Raw genomic sequence first — 19,022 nt, 5'->3', positions numbered from 1 at the left:
AAAAGGCTCTGTGCGGGCGGTAGCCGCACAGAGCCTTTGTGCCGCTTTAGGCGGCCTTGGTCTCCCAGAAAATCTTGGAGATCTCGTCGATCTTGCCGAGCAGGTCCTCAGCCTTGGCGACCTCGACGGTGCCCTTGGCGCCCGCGGCCCCGGCCAGCTTGGTGGCCTCCCAGAAGAGCTGGTGCAGCTGCGGGTACTGCTCCAGGTGCGGCGGCTTGAAGTAGTCGGTCCACAGCACCCACAGGTGGTGCTTGACCAGCTCGGCCCGCTCCTCCTTGATCTTGATGGCGCGGGCGCGGAACACCGGGTCCTCGTTGCCCGCGTACTTCTCCATGATCGCCTTGACCGACTCCGCCTCGATCCGGGCCTGGGCGGGGTCGTAGACCCCACAGGGCAGGTCGCAGTGTGCGGAAGCGACATGCTTGGGTCGTAGCAGTCGTGCAAGCATCAGAAAATCCTTCCTTGATGCCGAATCAGCTTGGTCCTGTACCGACCTTACTCGGGTCCAAACGCCTGTGGAGGAGGGGGTCTCGGCGATGAGAGTGCGTGTCGAAGGGGATTCGATGCGGCCGGGTCTGGAGCCGGGCGACTGGCTTCTGGTGCGGCGGGGCGCGCGGGTGCGCCCCGGCGACGTCGTGGTGGCGAGGCTGCCCGGCGACCCGAGCCGGCTGATCGTGAAGCGGGCGCAGTGGCACGGCGAGGGCGGCTGGTGGCTGGAGAGCGACAACCAGCGGGCCGGCGGCCGGCGCGACAGCTGGGACTTCGGGCCGGTCGAGGACGTCGTCGGGCGGGTCGTGCTGCGCTACTGGCCGCTGCGGCGCCGGGCCCGGTAGGCGGCGACGTTGGCGCGGCTGGCGCAGCGGGCCGAGCAGTAGCGGCGCGAGCGGTTGGAGGAGGTGTCGAGGAAGGCTCGCGAGCAGCGCGGCTCCAGGCAGCGGCCGAGCCGGTCGGCGCCCAGCGTGGCCACGACCGCGGCCAGGCCCATCACCGCGGCCGCGCCGGAGTGGTCGGCCAGGTGCAGGTGCCAGCCCCGGCCGTCGTGGTCGGTGAGCTGCGGGCGTACGGGATAGCGCACGAGCAGCGCGTTGAGCAGGGCGGCCAGCTCCTCGGCGTCGGCCGCGGCGTCGAACACGGCCGCCAGCTCGTCCCGCAGCCGCACCAGCTCGGGCGGGGGAGCGGGATCGTTGACGAGGCGGACCGCCCACTCGGCGTAAGAGGTCAGGTCCATGCCGGAGTATTACACGAAACGGCGGGGCGCCCGGAATCCCCGGACGCCCCGCTCACGCTCAGCCCTCCGGGTGCAGCACCCGGTGCAGGAACGCGCGGGTCCGCTCGTGCTGCGGATCGCCGATCACCTGGGCCGGCGGCCCGTCCTCGACCACGACGCCGCCGTCCATGAACACCACCCGGTCGGCCACCTGACGGGCGAAGCCCATCTCGTGGGTGACGACCAGCATGGTCATGCCCTCCTCGGCCAGCTTGCGCATGACCGCCAGCACGTCGCCGACCAGCTCCGGGTCGAGCGCCGAGGTGGGCTCGTCGAACAGCATCAGGTCGGGGTTCATCGCGAGCGCCCTGGCGATCGCCACCCGCTGCTGCTGCCCGCCGGACAACTGCGCCGGGAAGGCGTCGCACTTGGCCCCGACACCGACCTTCTCCAGGTTCTCCCTGGCGACGACCTCGGCTTCCTTCCTGCCCCGCTTCAGCACCCGCTGCTGGGCGATCATCACGTTCTGCAGCGCGGTCATGTGCGGGAAGAGGTTGAACTGCTGGAACACCATGCCGATGGTCCGCCGGACCTCGTCGATGTCCACGTCCGGGTCGGTGACCTCGACGCCCCGCACCCGCACCGTGCCCTTGGTGGGCTGCTCCAGCAGGTTCACGCAGCGCAGCAGCGTCGACTTGCCCGAGCCGGACGGCCCGATCACGCAGACGACCTGGCCGGTGCCGACCGTCAGGTCGATGCCGCGCAGCACCTCGTTCTGGCCGAAGTGCTTGTGCAGGTCCTCGATCTCGATGGCTTCGGTCATCGGGCCGTCCCCTTGCGCTTCTCCAGCCGTCCCGCCAGGTAGCCGAGCGGGATGGTGACGATCAGGTACGTCAGGCCGGCGACCAGGATGGGCGTGGCGTTGGCGTGCGTGGACGCCATGTCGTTGCCGAACTTCGTCAGCTCCACGAACTCTCCCGAGACGCCCAGGAACAGCACCAGCGAGGAGTCCTTGAGCAGGGCCACGAACTGGTTGGTCGTCGGCGGGATGACGATCCGGATCGCCTGCGGGATCACCACGGTGATCTGCGCCCGGGCCGCCGACATGCCGAGCGACCTGGCGGCCTCGGTCTGTCCCTTGGGGACCGCCTGCAGGCCCGCCCGGAAGATCTCCGCCTGGTAGGCGGTGCCGACCAGGCCCAGGCCGAGGATGGCCTGCCCGTACGTGCCGCCGGGCACCTCGAAGCCGGGCAGCGCCAGCGGCAGGAAGACGATCATCAGGAAGACCAGCAGCGCCGGCAGGCCGCGGAAGATCTCGATGTACAGGGTCGCGAGCCACCGGTACGGGCCCACCGTGGACAGCCGCATCAGCGCCACGATCAGGCCGAACACGAACGCGAACGCGAACCCGCCGACTGAGTAGATGACCGTGTTCATGAGCGCGATCGTGAACAGCTCGGGCAGCATCTGCCCGGCCACGTCCGGCTGGGCGAAGTTCTGCGCCAGGCTGCCCCAGTCGGCGTACACGACCAGGGCGACGAAGGCGATGGTCAGGACGGCGTACTGGACGCCGCGGCTGATCCGCTGTCTCTTGCGGGGGCTGAGCCGGGCGCGTCCCGGCTCAGCCGTCTTCGGCTCGTCCGCCATGGGGTCAGCCCAGCTCGCCGGGCTTCTTGTCGAACCACTTCACGAAGATCTTCTCGTACGTGCCGTCCGACTTGGCCTTGGCGAGCTCCTCGTTGATGGTCTTGAGCAGGACCGGGTCCGCCTGCTTCTTCAGACCGAGGCCGTACTGCTCGCCGGTGTCGAGGCTGGCGATCAGCTCGAACTTCTCGGCGATCTCCGGCTTCTTCAGCCAGGTGAGCACGACCGGGAGGTCCTGGATGATGACGTCGGCCTGGCCGGCCTGGAGGGCGAGCAGCTCCTTGGCCGAGTCGGCGTACTCGGTCGGGTTGAAGCCCTTCTCCGTGGCGTAGGTGAGGCCGGTGGTGCTGGCCTGGGCGCCCAGCTTCAGCCCCTTGGCCTTGACGTCCTCCAGGGAGGCGGCCCCGGTGCCCTTCTTGGCCAGCAGCGCCTGCGTGGCGTCGAAGTACGGGTCCGAGAAGGTGATGTTGGCCTTGCGCTCCTCGGTGATGGTCATGCCGGCGGCGGCCAGGTCGCACTTGTTGGTGGCCATGGCGGCGCCGCTCTTGATCACGGCGAAGTCGATGTCGACGATCTCCTGCTCGACGCCGAGCTTCTTGGCCACCAGGTCGACGATGTCCACGTCGAAGCCGACGATGTCGGCGCCCTGCTTGAACTGGAAGGGCTCGTAGGGGATGTTCGTGCAGACGGTGAGCTTGCCGGGCTTCACCAGCTGGGCGCCACCGGCCGCCGAGGCGCTGGCGGAGGTCGTGCCGCCACTCGACGACGACTCGCTGCCGCAGCCGGACAGCGCCAGGGCGGCGGTGAGGGCGAGCGCGCCGGCGGCGGAGGCTCGGCGGTTCAAGGGCCAGAGGGCCATGGGTGGCCTCCTCAGTGTTTATGCCAAGAATGTTGGGGTTTCGTGCAGTTTAGATGGGCTTTTGCAGCAGTCCGTCATCTGGTGAGCAACAATGCGTCAACGGAACGGCGTCGGCCCTGATACCAGGGCACGATCACCGGGTGTGTCCGTCTCAGCATGTGGCAGTATGGAGAAACGGGTGACCCCCGTAACCCCTCACCGAGACGATCTGACGAGGGGATCCTGGCGCCTACCGAAGCCAGCCCTCGTGCACGTCCGCCGAAGGTTCACTTCCGTCCGCCGACTTACAGGGGTCACAGTGACTGCCACACCGACATCTCTCGACCAGGATCCCGCCTTCGCCCTGCACCGCGGAGGCAAGATCGAAATCCGTTCCACCATCCCCGTCCGCGACGCCGGCGACCTGTCGCTCGCCTACACGCCCGGCGTGGCGCGCGTCTGCACCGCCATCGCCGAGACGCCCGCGCTCGCCGACGACTACACCTGGGTCTCCAACGTCGTCGCCGTCGTCAGCGACGGCACCGCCGTCCTCGGCCTCGGCGACATCGGCCCGTCGGCCGCCATGCCCGTCATGGAGGGCAAGGCCCTGCTGTTCAAGGAGTTCGCCGGCGTCGACGCCGTGCCCATCTGCCTGGCCTGCACCGGCGTCGACGAGCTCGTCGAGACCGTCGCCCGGCTCGCGCCCTCGTTCGGCGGCATCAACCTGGAGGACATCAGCGCGCCGCGCTGCTTCGAGGTCGAGGACCGGCTGCGCGAGCTGCTCGACATCCCGGTCTTCCACGACGACCAGCACGGCACCGCCATCGTCACCCTCGCCGCGCTGAAGAACGCCGCCCGCCTCACCGGCCGCTCGCTCGGCGACCTGCGCGCCGTCGTGGCCGGCGCGGGCGCCTCCGGCGTCGCAGTCACCCGCATCCTGCTGGAGGCCGGCATCGGCGACATCGCCGTCTCCGACTCCAAGGGCCTCATCTACGACGGCCGCGACGGACTCAACCCCGTCAAGCAGGCCCTGGCCCGCGACACCAACAAGGCCGGCCACACCGGCTCCACCGAGGAGGCCCTGGCCGGCGCCGACGTGTTCGTCGGGTTGTCCGGCTCCACCGTCACCGAGCAGGCCATCGCCTCCATGGCCGAGGGCGCCATCGTCTTCGCCCTGTCCAACCCCACGCCCGAGGTCCTGCCGGAGGTCGCCGCCCGGCACGCCGCCGTCGTCGCCACCGGCCGCTCCGACTTCCCCAACCAGATCAACAACGTGCTCGCCTTCCCCGGCGTCTTCCGCGGCGCACTCGACGTCCGCGCCACCGCGATCACCGAGAACATGAAGGTGGCCGCCGCCGACGCGCTCGCCGCCGTCGTCGGCGACGACCTCACCGCCGAGTACGTCATCCCCAGCCCCTTCGACGCCCGGGTCGCCCCCGCCGTCACGGCAGCCGTCGCCGCCCAGGCCAGAATCGACGGCGTCGCCCGCGCCTGACCTCGCGGCGCCCGCATCCGTCAAAACGAGCTCCGGGAAACACCAAACTCTCTTTACTCGGCGTGCTATAAACATAGCTCTCTGTAAGGATGCGGGCGCCGGCTCCCGTTATGAGGAGAGCGATGGAACGCGAGCCCAACCGACTGCTACAGCAGCTCATCGCGGAGGCTGGCTTCTCCCACAAGGGACTGGCCAGGCGCCTCAACGATCTGGGTGCCGCCCGCGGCACCCCCGGGCTGAAGTACGACCACAGCTCCGTGCTGCGCTGGATCGGTGGCCAGCGCCCGCGCGACCCGGTGCCGTGCCTCCTTACCGAGATATTCGCACTACGGCTGGGCAGGCCCATCAGTTCTGAGGATCTGGGCATGCCGGTCATCACTACACCCCTCGATCTCGGGCAGGAGTTCACGCACACGTGGCAGGAGGGGGTCGCGACCGTGACGGCGCTGTGGCGGGCCGATGTGGAGAGACGAAGATTCCTGATCGACTCGACGTTCGCGATCGGCGCGGGCTCCGTGGGAGCCGTGCGGTGGCTGACCTCACCACAGGAGGGGCGCCCGAGCAGCTCGGGCCCCCGCCGCGTGGGGAGGGCGGACATCGCCGCCATCCACGAGGTCACCCGATCATTCGGTGAGCTCGACAACAGGTTCGGGAGCGGCCGGGTCCGCTCCTCCGTGGTCAAATATCTGGACACGGCGGTCACGCCGCTGCTGAAGGACGGCTCCTACGGCGACGCCACCGGCAGGCAGCTCGCCGCGGCCGCCGCCGAGCTCACCCGGCTGGCCGGCTGGATGGCCTACGACATGGAGCAGCACGGGCTCGCCCAGCGCTACCTCATCCAGGCGCTGCGCCTGGCCAGGGGCGCCGACGACCACGCGCTCGGCGGCGAGATCCTCGCCGGGATGGCCCACCAGGCCATCTACATGGGCCAGCCGGCGCACGCGCTCGACCTGGCGCGCGCCGCCCAGCTCTCAGCCCGCCGCGCGGGCGTCTCCACGCTGGCCTCCTCGGGCCACGTCCTGGAGGCGCACGCGCACGCCGGGCTCGGCGACGCCCGCGCCTGCGCCGCGTCGCTGCACGAGGCCGAACGCGCCTTCGACACCCGCAACCCGGGCGACGAGCCGCGCTGGCTGGGCTACTTCGACGAGGCCTACCTGTCGGCCAAGTTCGCCCACTGCTTCCGCGACCTGGGGGAGGGCGAGCGCACCGTACGGCAGGCGCGGCGCTCCCTCGACATGGACGGGCGGTTCGTGCGCGGGCGGATGTTCAACCTGTCGCTGCTGGCCGCCGGGCTGCTGCAGTGCGGCGAGCTGGAGGAGGCGTGCACGGCGGCGAGCGGCGCCATGACGCTGGCCGGGGAGCTGCAGTCCGTCCGGTCCCGGTCCTACGTGGCCGACCTGCGCCGGCGGCTGGAGCCGTACAAGAACGAACCCGCGGTCCGGGCGCTGAACGAGCGGACGCGGGAGCTGGCGGCGGTCTGAGGTTTCGCCGGCCTGAGGTTTTGCCGGTCTGAGGGAGCCCCCGTGCGGCGGGCTCCCTCAGGCACTGGTCTAGCTGAGGAGCTCGCCGTTCGGGCCGACGATCTTCTTCGTCTCGGCGTAGTTCGCCTTGTTGTAGACGTCGGCGACCTCACCGTCGAAGTAGGCCGAGCTGATGTAGTCCACGCGGTTGTTCTCGTCCTGGTCGTGGAACATGCTCGTCACGCCGTTGAGGTAGCCGGTGCGCTTGCTGTTGTTGTAGCGCAGCAGCCAGGGGCCGCCGTCCGCGCCACCGGTCATCGAGCACTTGAGCACCTGGTGCGTCTCGACCCGGAACATGTTGGCCTGGTAGGTCTTCTTGGCCGTGTTGCCGTAGCACCACTTGGGGGTCACGCCGGTGAACGGCTTGTCACCGTCGGGGTGCGGGTCGGCCGGGTAGCCGAAGGCCATGACCTTGCCGCCGAGCGGCTGGTTCCACGCGATGCCCTGGCCGCCGACGACGTCCCCGACCCGCCCGGTGTCCTTGGCGATCCCGACGATGTACTGCGGCTCGTAGTACTTACGGGACGTGCCGGGCTTGACCCACTTCTGCGTGTAGTAGTGGGTGATGGTGTAGTTGCCGGCCTGGTCGGTGCCCTTCTTGCCGGGACCCTTGTAGGCGTCCCACTGGTCCTTCGTGACCTGCTCGACGGCGGGCTCACCGAACTTGTAGCCGTTGCCCTTGCCGACCTTGGCGTCGTCGTAGGTCTCCTGCTTGACCTCGACCTTCTCCAGGACCGCGCCCGGGTAGTCGGGGCCCACCAGGTCGGACGGCTTGTCCTCACCCTCCGAGTAGCAGTCGCCCATGTTCAGCAGGCACTTCTCGAACTCCTTGCGGTCGATCTCGCGCGGCTTGATCCACTTGTCGCCCAGCCACTTGTCGAACTCGGCCTTGGTGACCCGCTTCTCACCGTCGAACTGGAAGCCGTTGTGCACCGCGACGAAGGCGAAGTCACCGTCGTAGTCGTCGTAGGTGTCGAGGTCGTAGGAGGTGAAGGCGTACGCGCCGGCGTAGATGCCGTACGGGGCCTTGCCCTGGTAGTAGGCGGGCACGAAGACCCACTTGTCGAAGACGTCGTCCTTGCCGTTCTCGAACACGCAGTGGCCGGCGGTGGCGACCAGGTTGCGGTGGCGGGACTGGACCGACGTGGCCGAGCACCAGCGGTACTCGCCCTTGTGGTCGATGAAGAACACCTTGCCGATCGTGCGCGGCAGGTTGACGTTCTTGACCTTGAGCGTGGGGGCCTTGGTCGGCGGGGCGACCATGCCGGGCTTGCCGTCGTCCGGCGTCTTGCTGCCGGTGGCGACGAGCTTCTCCACCTTCTTGGCGTCCCAGCGGTACTGGGTGGCCTTGCGCAGGGCGGCGCCGTTGGCGTCCAGCCAGAAGAAGGCGTTGCTGTAGGCGTCGGCGGGCTTGGGGGCGAGCGGGTCTTTGGCCCAGGTGGGTGCGGTGGCGTTGGCCGGGGCGCTGAGCGTGGCCGCGCTCAGTCCGGCGAGGGCGAGGGGGATGAGGAGGCGCTTCACTGGGGTGCTCCACGAAGTTTACAAAACGGGCGTAAGAACCCTATCGCCACTCTCGTCACACGATAAGGGATCTTCTGGATTCCGTTCCAAATGCCGAAAGGCCCGGCAGATGCCGAGCCTTTCGGGTGATGCAAGGGGTGAGTGCGGGGTTTGGACCCCCGCCCTCATGACTCTCTCAAGGCTTACTTGAGCGAGCCGGACCAGTTCTTCTCGGCCTGCGCGTAGACCGCACCGGTCTCGCCGTCGAAGTACGGCGAGGAGCTGTAGTCGTAGCGGTTGTTGCCGTCCTGGTCGTGGAACAGGCTGGTAACACCGTTGACGTAGCCCAGACGCTTCGCGTTGCTGTACTTGATGAGCCACGGAGCGCCGTTGGCACCCGGGGTCATGGCGCACTTCAGAGCGATGTGCTCCTCAGCCTTGTACGCAGCGGAGGCGTAGGTCTTGCCGGAGGTGGCGCCGTAGCACCACTTCGGCGTGACACCCGTGTAGGCCTTGTGGCCGTCGGGGTGGGCGTCCGCCGGGTAACCGAAGACGAACACCTTGGAACCGGTCTTCTGGTTCCAGGCGATGCCCTGGCCACCGACGTTGTCACCGAGGCGACCGACGTCCTTGAGGAAGCCCTCAACGATGAAGAAGTCGGTGCGGAGGTACTTGGTGTCCTTGGCCGGCTTGTACCACGCCTGCACGTAGTAGTGCGTGATGAGGTAGTTGCCGCCCGAGGCGTCCTTCCACTTCTTGCCCTTGCCGTTGTAGGCCTGCCACTCGGCCTTGGTCACCATCTCGGTGATGGGCTCACCGAACTTGTAACCGTTGCCCTTGCCGACCTTGGCCGCCTTGTAGGCGTCCTCGGTGACTTCGACCTTCTCGACGACAGCGCCGGGGTAGTCCGGGCCGACCTTCTCGGCAGCGGTGCCGGGGTCGATGTCGTAGTAGTCGGTCTTGGCGGGGTCGAGCTTGCCCTTCTCGTACTCTTCCTTCGAGACCTCGACGGTCTTGAAGTCCTTCACGCCCTGGTACTTGTCCCAGTCGGACTTGGAGACCTGCTTGGCCTGGCCCCCACCGATCTGGATACCGTTGTAGACGGTCACGAACGCGTAGTCGCGGTCGTTGTCCTCGTACACGGCGTAGTCGTAGTGCGTGTAGGCGGTCTTACCAACGTAGATGCCGTAAGGCGTCTTGCCCTGGTAGTAGCCCGGCACGAAGACCCAGTTGTCCATGACGGAGGCGTTCTTGCCCTCGTCGTAGACGCAGTGACCGGCGGTCGCGACCAGGTTCTTGTACTTGCCCTGGATCGAGGTCGCGGAGCACCACTTGAGGTCGCCCTCGGAGTCCACGAAGAACACCTTGCCGATGGTCTTCGGCAGGTTGATGTTCTTGGTCTTGGAGGCGACCTTCTTCTCCTCGCCGATCGGCGCAACCGTCGTCGCCTTGGTGTCGGGCGAATAGCCGCCGCTCACCTTGAGCTTCGAGGTCGCCTTGTTCTCCCAGGTGTAGGGAGTCGCCTTGGCGAGGTTGTTGGTGTGCTCGTTGGCGGCCAGCCAGAACTGGGCCACCTCGATGGCGGCCGGGGCGTCCTTGGCCATCGTGTCGTACGCCCAGTCGGGCGCAGCGGCAGTGGCGGAACCGGCGAGGCCGGCGGCCAGCAGACCGGTGGCCAGAACGGCGCCACCGGCGGGGAGGAGGATGCGCTTCACTTTTAACTCCTTGCGCTGTCGTGGAACGCCTCTTGCGTCCCATGCGTCAGTAAAGGGATAGCCAGGAACATACAGTGTCGATCTTGGGAACCGGTAGCTGATCTGACAGGAAAAGATGGGACATGGCGGGCGTGACCGTTCTGTGATGTTTGAACGAGCGTGCCGGATCATCTGGGCAAAGGCCGTCTACGGCGCATAACCGCAGATCACTTGCCGTGCGATACTGGCGTGACAACCGGGCCTCCGGTGTCGCCGCCGATCCCTCTCCTGATGCGATGTGGCGCACATCACACTGTTTCGATGGCACCGTCTGAGCCTCCCGTGCGTCCAAACGCCCAACACTTTCCCGCCGGAATGCCGAAGGGCCCGGCGGATGCCGGGCCCTTCGGGTCAAACAGTGTCGAACAGTGACGAGCTGACTACTTAGACGACCTTGCCGGACCAGGAGTTGGCCGCGGCCTTGTAGATGGACGCCGTCTCACCGTCGAAGTACGGCGAGGAGATGTAGTCGACGCGGTTGTTGCCGTCCTGGTCGTTGAAGGTGCTGGTGACACCGTTCACGTAACCGAGACGCTTGCTGTTCTTGTAGTTGTAGAGCCAGGGACCACCGTCGGCGCCCTCGGTCATCGCGCACTTGAGTGCGACGTGCTCTTCGATCTTCTTGGCCGCGGAACCCACCAGCTTCTTGGTGGTCTTGCCGTAGCACCACTTCGGCGTGATGCCGGTGTAGTTCTTGTGGCCGTCAGGGTGCGCGGAGGCCGGGTAGCCGAACACGCGCACGTACTTGCCGGTGGGCTGGTTCCAGGCGAAGCCCTGGCCGCCCACGACGTCACCGAGGCGGCCGGCGTCCTTGACGTAGCCCTCGATGATCGTGAAGACGGTCTTGTAGAACTTCGTGTCCGAACCCGGCTTGTACCACTGCTGCACGTAGTAGTGCGTGATGGTCCAGTTGCCGCGAGCGTCCTGCTTCACGGTCGCCGGGTACTTCTCGGCGTTCTGCTCCTGCTTCTTCTTGTAAGCAGCCGCCTCGGAGTCGGTCACGATGTCGGTGACCGGCTCGCCGAACTTGAAGCCGTTGCCCTTGCCGACGCGGGCGTCCTTGTACTTGTCGGCGCTGACTTCGACCTTGGCGACCTGGGCGCCGGGGTAGTCGGGACCGGTGGGCTCAGCCTTGCTGCCACGCTTCACCCAGCAGGCGACCGTGGAGGTGGGGTCGAGCTTGCACTGCCGGAACTCGGCCCGGCTGATCTCGACGTCCTTGGCCTCCTTGATGCCCTGGTGCTTCTCGAACTCGGACTTCGAGACCTGCTTGGCCTTGCCACCACCCAGGTACACGCCGTTGTAGACGGTCACGAACGCGTAGTCGCGGTCGTAGTCCTCGTAGACGGCGAAGTCGTAGTGGGTGAAGGCCTGCTTGCCGACGTAGATGCCGTACGGCGTCTTGCCCTGGTAGTAACCCGGGACGAAGACCCACTTGTCCATCGTGTCGGCGTTGTTGGCCGTGTCGTACACGCAGTGACCGGCCGTGGCGACCAGGTTGCGGTACTTGGACTGGATAGAAGTGGCGGAGCACCACTTCTTCTCGCCCTTCTTGTTGACGAAGAACACCTTGCCGATGGTCTTCGGCATGTTGACGTTCTGGGACTTCGAGGAGCTCTTCTTCTCCTCGCCGATCGGCGCGGCGGAGCCGGGCTTGGTGTCGGCGCTGTAGCCGCCGGCGGTCTTCAGCTTGGCGACGTCGGCGTTGTCCCAGATGTTGGACTGGGTAGCGGCCTTGAGGGCAGCGTTGTTGTTGTCCGCCCAGAAGTCCGCGATGGCCTTGGCGTTGGCCGCACTCGTCGCCATCGGGTCCTTGGCGATGTCGCTCGTGGCCGTCGCCGAGCCGGCGAGGCCGGCAGCGAGAAGGCCGGTGGCGAGGACGGCGCCGCCGGCGGGGATGAGGATGCGCTTCAAGGGAACTGCTCCTTGGTCTGTCGTGGGCCGCAACGTGCGACCCATGCGTCAGTAAAGGGATAGCAAGGAACATAGCGCGGTGATCTCCGCAGGTGAAAGCCGAAATGACCCGATCGGTTGGGGCCCCGACTCGCGTTACCATTCTGTTACCAGTCAAGGTCGAATGCGGCGAGTGATCGATTGGATGCGTTTTTGCAGGGCATGGCGGGGTTGTGGCAGATGGTGCCGAAGTTCCGTTAACGGGCATGTGCATAGGGTGGCCAGTCAAATGTGACTCAGATCACAGGAACCGGATTGGCGTGTGCTCCGTCTAATTCGCTCTGATCTTCACAGGGAACGTTCAGGTTCGGGTTTCGGGGTCGGAGATGCGTGTCGGTTTGTCCGTTTGGGGGTGGCGGCTTTCCCTTCCGTTCCGGGCGTTCGGGGGTGCGGGTGGGGCGGAGACGGTGGGTGCCGGTGGCGGATCTCGTGCACCGGCCGCGGGTGCCGAGGGTTTAGGCCGCCCGTAGTGGCGTCCGACGTGTGCGTGCCGTGTGCCGCCGCATTGAGTGCTGTCTCGGATCTGGCTGCATTCGGCTGCTGAAGGGGCGTTCGGACCGAGCATGGGGGCTGATCACCCTTCGGCCTCGTGCATCGGGCCTGTGAGCTTCTGGCGCAGGCCAGACTCGGCGGCCAGGTCACCTCTACTTGGGCGACTGCGCGTTGGAGGTACGGGCCGGTGCAACTCGGCCTGACCGGAAGTCGTGTGACCGGCCCGTGCGTACGTTTCGAGCGCGCTTTAGCGGCCATCCAGGGCAGGGAATGGGCGGTTCGGGACGCGCTTGCTCGTGTGCTGGAGGTCTGGGAGCTCGGCCTGGTGACGCCGCGGCCATCGGCGGTGACCCTCGTGGTCGGCTGGGCCTGCCGGGGAGTACGTCAATGCGGGGTGGCTGCTCGGCGACGCGGCCGATGCAACGGGCAGTGGTGGCCGATCTCCCAGTCGCAGCTGGACCGTTAGGCGCGATGGAAGTCCTGCATGGGCGGACGGGACGGGTCGGAGCCCACGGGGCGTCTGGCTAGGTGCCGCCTCTCCTCCACCCCGCCCCCTGGTCAAGCAGGGGAGGAGGGACACCCTGCGAGGCCGGCGGGACCACATCCGGGAGCCGGCATGCGCGGTGGCGCTTGGTGGAGTGCTTGCCGCCTATGGGCTGCCCATAGGGCCTGACAGCCTCTCGGGTGGCACGACGCTGCCTGGCTTGTGGCCTCACCCAGGGAATGCGGGTGTTCCGCTCCAGCTGCCTGGTCACGGCGGTGGCATCGATGGCTCGCCTCCGTCCGTGGCCAGAGGGCCCACGTGGGGGCGGGGTGCGCGAGGGGCGGAGCCCCTCGTCCGGGGCGGAGCCCCCAGGAGCGCTGCCCGAGCAGGGCGCGGCGCGGAGCGCCTGATGGGCGAGGACCATGCGGCCGTAGGGCGACGTACCAAGAAGAGGGAGGCCGGGAATGCCGAAAGGCCCGGCCGTTGAGGGCCGGGCCTTTCGAGGAGGGGCTTACTTGTACAGCTCGCCGTTGCGGCCGACGATCTTGCCGGACCACTTGTTCTTGGCCTCGTTGTAGATCGAAGCCGTCTCACCGTCGAAGTACGGCGAGGTGATGTAGTCGATGCGGTCGTTGGCGTCCTGGTCGGCGAAGGTGCTGGTGACACCGTTCACGTAGCCGAGGCGCTTGCCGTTGTTGTACTGCGACAGCCAGGGACCGCCGTCGTACCCGGGGGTCACGGCGCACTTGAGGCCGATGTGCTCGTCGATCTTGAGCCAGGAGGCGCCGACCGTCTTGGAGGTGGTCTTGCCGTAGCAGTGCTTCGGCGTCACACCGCTGTACGGCTTGTCGCCGTCGGGGTGCGGGGCGGAGGGGTAGCCGAAGGTGCGGACGGTGCGGTTCGGCGGCTGGTTCCAGGCGACACCCTGGCCGCCGACGTTGTCGCCGAGGCGGCCGGCGTCCTTGGACAGCAGGATGTAGTGGTGGCCGCCCCAGGAACGCTTCGGCCCGCTGAACCGGTTGTACTCCGACTTGCTGACCCGCTTGGCGCCCTCGAACTGGATGCCGTTGTAGACGGTGACGAACGCGTAGTCGCGGTCGTAGTCCTCGTACACGCCGAAGTCGTAGTGGGTGTACGCGGTCTTGCCGACGTAGATGCCCCACGGCGCCTTGCCCTGGTAGTAGCCGGGGACGAAGACCCAGTAGTCCATCGTGTCGCGGTTGGCGTCGGTGTCGTACACGCAGTGGCCGGCGGTGGCGACCAGGTTGCGGTAGTTCGACTGGATCGACGTGGCGGAGCACCAGCGGAACTTGCCGCTGCCGTCGACGAAGAAGACCTTGCCGATGGTCTTGGGCAGGTTCACGTTGGAGGAGCTGCCGCCGCCTCCGTTGCTCGTGGGGGCGACGCTGGCGGGACGGCCGTCAGGGTTGTAACCGCCGGTGGAGACGACCTTGCGGACCTGCTTGGAGTCCCACGTGTAGGCGGTCGCGCGGCGGAGGGCGGCACCGTTCGAGGCCAGCCAGAAGGACGCGACGGAGGCCGCCTGACTCGTGTTCCTGGCCATGGGGTCGATCGCCACGTCGGCGCTGGCCCCTGCGGTGCCGGTGAGGCCGGTCGCCAGCAGGCCGGTGGCCAGAGCGGCGCCGCCGACGGGGAGAAGGATTCGCTTCAAGGTAACTCCAGGCTTTCCCTTACGCTGACGCGGCGCCTTCGTGCGCTTTGATTGTCAGCAAACGGACAGTCCGGAACCGTACAGGGCCAACCCGGGCCATGCGGGCGGAAAGAAGATCAGGTAAACCTCTGAATGGTTGCCGTGATCGTACCGAGATCCAGGTATGAGCTGATCACCCCCCGTTACTGGGGAGTTGCATATGACTTACATCACATTTGACAGGATCTTCTGTGCGGCGGCGTGGCGGTAGACGTCGCCGGTCACGGCTCCGAAGTACGGGGACGACACCGCGTCGAACTCACCCTTGGCGTCACGGTTCCAGGTGAGGCTGTTGACTCCGACAAGGTTGCCGAGCTTCCTCGCGGACTGCCAGTCGACGAGCCAGGGGCCGCCGCTGGCGCCCTTGCTGAAGTTGCAGGGGGCGAGCTGGACGCCGAAGTTCAGCTCCAGGCTGGGGGCGACGGCCTTGCGGGTGCTGCCGACGCAGGTCTGAAGTGTCGTGCCGTTGAACGGGCGGGTGCCGTCGGGCTGCGGGCCGGCCGGGTATCCGAAGGCGTCGACCCGCGCCACGGGCGCCTTCTTGCCCAGCTCCAGGCCCTGGCCGCCGACGTTCTCCTGTAGTCGGCCGACGTCCTTGGCGACGTACTTGGCGCCCTGCTTCTCCCAGGTGAAGCCCCGGTGAACGGTGACGAACGCGTAGTCGTAGTCGTAGTCGTTCTTGCCGACCCAGTCCTCGTGGATGCTGATCGAGGAGCCCACGTAGATGCCGTCGGGCATCTCGCCGCTGTTGGTGGGGTTCGGGACGAAGATCCAGTAATCGGCGGCCTTGCCCTGTCGCGGGTCGTAAGCGCAGTGCGCGGCGGTGGCGACCACGCTGAGGTTCCTGGCGGCGACGGAGCTGGCCGAGCACCAGTACTCCTTGTCGCCGAAACGGAAGAAGACCTTGCCCATGGTCTTGGCCGCGCCCTGCCTGGGGGCGACGGGGGCGACGTTCTGGGTGCCCTGCGCCTTACGGAGGGCGGCGATGGCCTGGTTCGACACGCTCACGGCGCCGCTCGACGAGGCGGGCGCGGCCTCGGAGGCGGGCGCGGCGGGACTGTAGCTGTCGGCGTCCTTGAGCTTGTCCGGCTTCCAGTAGTCGGCGACCTTCTGCACGTCCGCCTTGGTCCTGGCCAGCGTGACGGTCTGCACCTTGCTGGCCGACGCGGCCTGGGCGGCGGGCGCGACCCCGGTGAGGGCAGGCAGCGTCAGCAGCACGCCGCTGAGCGCGGCGGCCGCCAGATGCCTGGCCCGGGGGATCATGAATTGCCTTTCTTGGGGTTGTAAGGGTGGATTTTTCCAGATCAACAGCCCTTATTGCAGCTCGGATGGAGATTCGTTATCTGATCAAGCGTGACCCGTGTCCTATAAGGAGCATGTCAAACATGCCACCAATGATCATTTATTGGACCGCGTCACCCCAGGTCGACTGCGGTTTCCGGCACCACCTGAAGGCCCCGGTCCAGACGTGACGGGGACCCCTGGGCATACTGATTGGTTGCGACATGTTGCCGGTCCGGCGGTTGCCTGCTGCCGGCGTCGGACGGTGAACGAGCAACGCGGCTGACGTGCTGGCCACCGAGGCGGGCAGCGGCTCGGCCTTGCCGCATTCCGTCGTGCTGCCGGTGCGAGGGTTGCCACCGGCGGGTAGCCGAAGGAGAACATCGTCGCCCTGGCATCGCGGTTCCAGGTGAAGCCCTGGCCGTCGACACCGACGTCGAGACGGTCGGCGTTCGCGCCGGTCCTTCTTTCAGTCGACCGTGATGCTTGGCTAAGGCATCCATCGCTGTGAAGTCGCCGTGCATGTTGAACGGTTGGGCGGCGTAATTGCTTTTGGGTGCCTCCGTTGCGGGAATTGGTGTTTCCGGCGCGCGTAAGGCGAAAATCCAGTAGATGCCCAAACTCTGCGGAGAGGACGCGGCCCACGCTGTTGGGCACCCCTTGCGGCCCTGGTCGGGCGCAGGCTGTTGATGCGGGCGTCGTGATCGGTTGCAGCCTCGAGCCGGTCCGGGTTTCCAGAGCTGGATCGTCAACTCGGTGAGTCGGCCAGGAGGCGGCGGTAAATGGGGTGGAGCGGTTACGGCTTGTTGAGGGCCAGCGAAATCGCCTCTGTTTGTGAAAGGTAGTGGTAACAGCACTTACCAAACGTCACTTCTTATCAACCGAACCTTGTTCTGGTTAGATGATGGCATGGATCCACGCACCCCCTGCCTTGTGGGCGTCGCGCAGTGCACCGTGCGCGAGCAGCCCGGCCCCGAACCGCTTGACCTCTGGGAGCAAACGGCCCGCGCCGCCGCCCGGGAGGCGCGGTTGCCTGTCGGGCGGCTGGATTCGATCCAGATCGTCTACACCGACTCCTGGCAGTACGACTCGCCCACCGGCAGGCTTGCCGAGCGTCTCGGTGCGGCGCCGCGGCACCAGGTGTACTCCAAGGTCAGCGGCACGGCGCCGCAGCTGCTCATCGGGGCCGCGGCGAACGAGATCGCGCAGGGGCGACTCGACTCGGCGCTTGTCGTGGGGGCCGAGGCGCTGGCCACGCGCCGGGCGTACCGGCTGGCCGGGGAGCGGGTGCCGTGGAGTCATGCCGCCGATCCCAAGCCGCCCTATGGCTGGGAACGGCCGCCGCATCCCGCTGAGTTCGCGCATGAGCTGTTCCTGCCGGTGCACACGTACGCGATCATGGAGACGGCCCGGCGGGCGGCGCGCGGTCAGTCCGTCGAGGAGGAGATGCGCGAGCGGGGCCGGATGATGGCGCCGATGACCGAGGTCGCCGCCGCGAACCCGTACGCGTGGCGGCAGAACGTGCGCGGCCCGGAGGAGCTGGTGACGGGCAATCGGTTCGTCGGGTGGCCGTACACCAGGAACACCGTGGCGGTGCTGGAGGTCGATCAGGCGGCGGCCGTCGTTCTCGTCAGCACGGCGCTGGCCGATCGGCTCGGGGTGCCAGCCGATCAGCGGGTGTATCTGCGGGGCTGGGCGTACGCGGAGGACACCTGGGAGGTCGCGGCGCGGCCGGCGCTGGGGTCGTCGGAGGCGATCGGGCGGGCGGCCGGCGTCGCGTTCGAGCGGGCCGGGCTGGGGTTGGACGACATGCACGCGCTCGACGTGTACAGCTGTTTCGCCGTCGCGCTGCGGCAGGCGTGTGACGCGATCGGGCTCGATCCGATGGACGCGCGCGGGCTCACCGTCACCGGCGGGCTGCCGTACGCGGGCGGGCCGGCCAGCGGTTACGTGCTGCACTCGACCGCCACCATGGCCGGGCTGCTGCGTGCCTGGCCGGGACACGGGCTCGTCACCGGGGTCGGCATGCACCTGACGAAGCACGCGTACGCGGTGTGGTCCACCGAGCCGGGGGGCGTGCTGGGGGACGGGGCGCCGGTGTTCACGGCGGAGCCGGTGCCGGTGGTCGACACGTACGAGGGGGCTGCGGTGGTGGCCGGGTACACGGTCGCGCACGGGCGGGACGGGGGTGTCGAGCGGGGGTACGCGGTGGTCGAGCTGCCGGGCGGCGGGCGGGCGTACGCGCATGTGTTGGAGGAGGAGCTGATGGCGGACGCCGAGTCGCGGGAGCTCGTGGGGCAGGCCGTCCGGGTGACGACGGACGGGAAGGTGAATGTCGCTCGGTGGTGATTCCGCAAAGCCGATGCAAAAATCGTAAGCGTGTGGCTACTCTGTGCTGTTGACATTTTTATGTCACCGGCGGACGCTGGAGTCATGCGGAGGACCACGGTGCGCATCGACGAAACGCTCCTCAACGAGGCGAAGGCGTACGCAGCCCGCAACGGGCGCAGTCTCAACTCGGTGATGGAGGATGCCTTGCGACAACTGCTCAACCGCTCCGCGGAGGCGGCCGGACGGCCCGCCGTGGAGCTGATCGTCTCCGACCAGGAGCCGGGCCTGCACCCTTGGATGCAGGTCAGGCTCGACGCGGGCGAGAAGCTCGAGCACCTCGCGCTCGACCTGGACGACTGGGAGAGGGCGCACGATGCTGCTTCTTGACGTCAACGTCCTCGTCAACGCCTTCCGGGCCGAGATGAAGGAGCGCAAGCGCTACCAGGCGTTCGTGCACGCGATGATCGACGGCGAGTCGAGCTATGCGGTGAGCGACTTCGTCGTCAACGCGTTCGTCCGCATCGTCACCAACGACCGGATCTTCGTCAATCCTGACCCCCTCGATCGGGCGCTGGCGTTCGCGGAGACCTATCGCAACCAGCCGCACGCCTCGCTGATCGAGGCGGGGCCACGGCACTGGGAGATCTTCACCCGCCTGTGCCGGGAGGCCGGGGCGGTGGGGAAGCTGGTGCCTGACGCCTACCTGGCCGCGCTGGCCATTGAGCACGGTTGTGAATTCGTGACCTGTGACAAGGATTTCGCCAGGTTCGAGGGGTTGCGCTGGCGGTCGCCGCTCAACTGAAGAGGTCCGG

16 protein-coding genes are annotated in these 19,022 nt (G+C 67.4%); 6 read left to right on the top strand and 10 right to left on the bottom strand.

Annotated features, from left to right (window positions below; all coding sequences use genetic code 11):
* Nucleotides 1–46 precede the first annotated feature (46 nt).
* Nucleotides 47–448, bottom strand: a complete 402-nt coding sequence (gene sodN, locus ACBI99_RS03655) for a superoxide dismutase, Ni (RefSeq protein WP_082310527.1) — start codon at nt 446–448, stop codon at nt 47–49.
* 67 nt (nt 449–515) lie between these two features.
* On the opposite strand from sodN, the gene ACBI99_RS03650 reads away from it, so the two are divergent.
* Nucleotides 516–833, top strand: coding sequence for a S24 family peptidase (locus ACBI99_RS03650; RefSeq protein ID WP_308125621.1), 318 nt, complete (start codon nt 516–518; stop codon nt 831–833).
* Here the strand turns inward: ACBI99_RS03650 and ACBI99_RS03645 are convergent.
* The 4 genes from ACBI99_RS03645 to ACBI99_RS03630 are packed head-to-tail and all read right to left on the bottom strand — an operon-like array spanning nt 803 to nt 3,710.
* The gene (locus ACBI99_RS03645) at nt 803–1,228 is read right to left on the bottom strand and encodes a CGNR zinc finger domain-containing protein (RefSeq protein ID WP_219500863.1); all 426 of its coding nucleotides are present in this window, start codon (nt 1,226–1,228) and stop codon (nt 803–805) included. The genes ACBI99_RS03650 and ACBI99_RS03645 overlap by 31 nt on opposite strands.
* Nucleotides 1,229–1,286: 58 nt before the next feature.
* Nucleotides 1,287–2,030, bottom strand: a complete 744-nt coding sequence (locus ACBI99_RS03640; RefSeq protein ID WP_219500864.1) for an amino acid ABC transporter ATP-binding protein — start codon at nt 2,028–2,030, stop codon at nt 1,287–1,289.
* Nucleotides 2,027–2,854 (bottom strand): amino acid ABC transporter permease, encoded by an 828-nt coding sequence (locus tag ACBI99_RS03635; RefSeq protein WP_375071661.1) that lies wholly within the window; start codon nt 2,852–2,854, stop codon nt 2,027–2,029. Before ACBI99_RS03635 ends, ACBI99_RS03640 begins: the two co-directional genes overlap by 4 nt.
* A 4-nt stretch (nt 2,855–2,858) precedes the next feature.
* Complete coding sequence (locus tag ACBI99_RS03630; RefSeq protein WP_219500866.1) at nt 2,859–3,710, bottom strand: ABC transporter substrate-binding protein; 852 nt, start codon at nt 3,708–3,710, stop codon at nt 2,859–2,861.
* Nucleotides 3,711–4,008: 298 nt separating this feature from the next.
* Between ACBI99_RS03630 and ACBI99_RS03625 the strand changes: the two genes are divergently transcribed.
* Together ACBI99_RS03625 and ACBI99_RS03620 are read left to right on the top strand one after the other, a co-directional pair.
* A complete protein-coding gene (locus ACBI99_RS03625; RefSeq protein WP_219500867.1) occupies nt 4,009–5,184 on the top strand; it encodes an NADP-dependent malic enzyme in 1,176 nt (391 codons plus the stop codon).
* Nucleotides 5,185–5,306: 122 nt separating this feature from the next.
* On the top strand, nt 5,307–6,665 hold the full coding sequence (locus ACBI99_RS03620; protein ID WP_219500868.1) for a hypothetical protein: 1,359 nt from the start codon (nt 5,307–5,309) through the stop codon (nt 6,663–6,665).
* A 69-nt stretch (nt 6,666–6,734) separates the two neighbouring features.
* Here ACBI99_RS03620 and ACBI99_RS03615 read toward each other — a convergent pair whose 3' ends face one another.
* From ACBI99_RS03615 to ACBI99_RS03595, 5 genes are all read right to left on the bottom strand, one after another.
* Nucleotides 6,735–8,225: a trypsin-like serine peptidase gene (locus ACBI99_RS03615; RefSeq protein WP_375071660.1), complete on the bottom strand. Its 1,491-nt coding sequence runs from the start codon at nt 8,223–8,225 to the stop codon at nt 6,735–6,737.
* Between the two features lie 182 nt (nt 8,226–8,407).
* Nucleotides 8,408–9,919, bottom strand: coding sequence for a hypothetical protein (locus ACBI99_RS03610; protein WP_219500871.1), 1,512 nt, complete (start codon nt 9,917–9,919; stop codon nt 8,408–8,410).
* A 423-nt stretch (nt 9,920–10,342) separates the two neighbouring features.
* Complete coding sequence (locus ACBI99_RS03605) at nt 10,343–11,872, bottom strand: trypsin-like serine peptidase (protein ID WP_375071659.1); 1,530 nt, start codon at nt 11,870–11,872, stop codon at nt 10,343–10,345.
* Between the two features lie 1,526 nt (nt 11,873–13,398).
* On the bottom strand, nt 13,399–14,559 hold the full coding sequence (locus tag ACBI99_RS03600; RefSeq protein WP_219500875.1) for a serine protease: 1,161 nt from the start codon (nt 14,557–14,559) through the stop codon (nt 13,399–13,401).
* A 204-nt stretch (nt 14,560–14,763) separates the two neighbouring features.
* Nucleotides 14,764–15,861 carry a trypsin-like serine peptidase gene (locus tag ACBI99_RS03595; RefSeq protein WP_375071658.1) on the bottom strand — a complete coding sequence of 366 codons (1,098 nt, stop codon included), beginning with the start codon at nt 15,859–15,861 and terminating at the stop codon, nt 14,764–14,766.
* Between the two features lie 927 nt (nt 15,862–16,788).
* Between ACBI99_RS03595 and ACBI99_RS03590 the strand changes: the two genes are divergently transcribed.
* From ACBI99_RS03590 to ACBI99_RS03580, 3 genes are all read left to right on the top strand, one after another.
* Nucleotides 16,789–18,228, top strand: coding sequence for an acetyl-CoA synthetase (locus ACBI99_RS03590; protein ID WP_375071657.1), 1,440 nt, complete (start codon nt 16,789–16,791; stop codon nt 18,226–18,228).
* A 99-nt stretch (nt 18,229–18,327) separates the two neighbouring features.
* Nucleotides 18,328–18,597, top strand: coding sequence for a hypothetical protein (locus ACBI99_RS03585; protein ID WP_375071656.1), 270 nt, complete (start codon nt 18,328–18,330; stop codon nt 18,595–18,597).
* Nucleotides 18,584–19,012: a type II toxin-antitoxin system VapC family toxin gene (locus ACBI99_RS03580; RefSeq protein ID WP_375071655.1), complete on the top strand. Its 429-nt coding sequence runs from the start codon at nt 18,584–18,586 to the stop codon at nt 19,010–19,012. Before ACBI99_RS03585 ends, ACBI99_RS03580 begins: the two co-directional genes overlap by 14 nt.
* The last annotated feature ends 10 nt before the right edge of the window (nt 19,013–19,022 follow it).

This window comes from Nonomuraea sp. ATR24, from assembly GCF_041950485.1.
In the GTDB taxonomy this organism is placed as follows: Bacteria; Actinomycetota; Actinomycetes; order Streptosporangiales; family Streptosporangiaceae; genus Nonomuraea; species Nonomuraea ceibae.
Note: the sequence above shows the minus strand (reverse complement) of the source record. Positions and strands in the feature narration are given on the sequence as shown.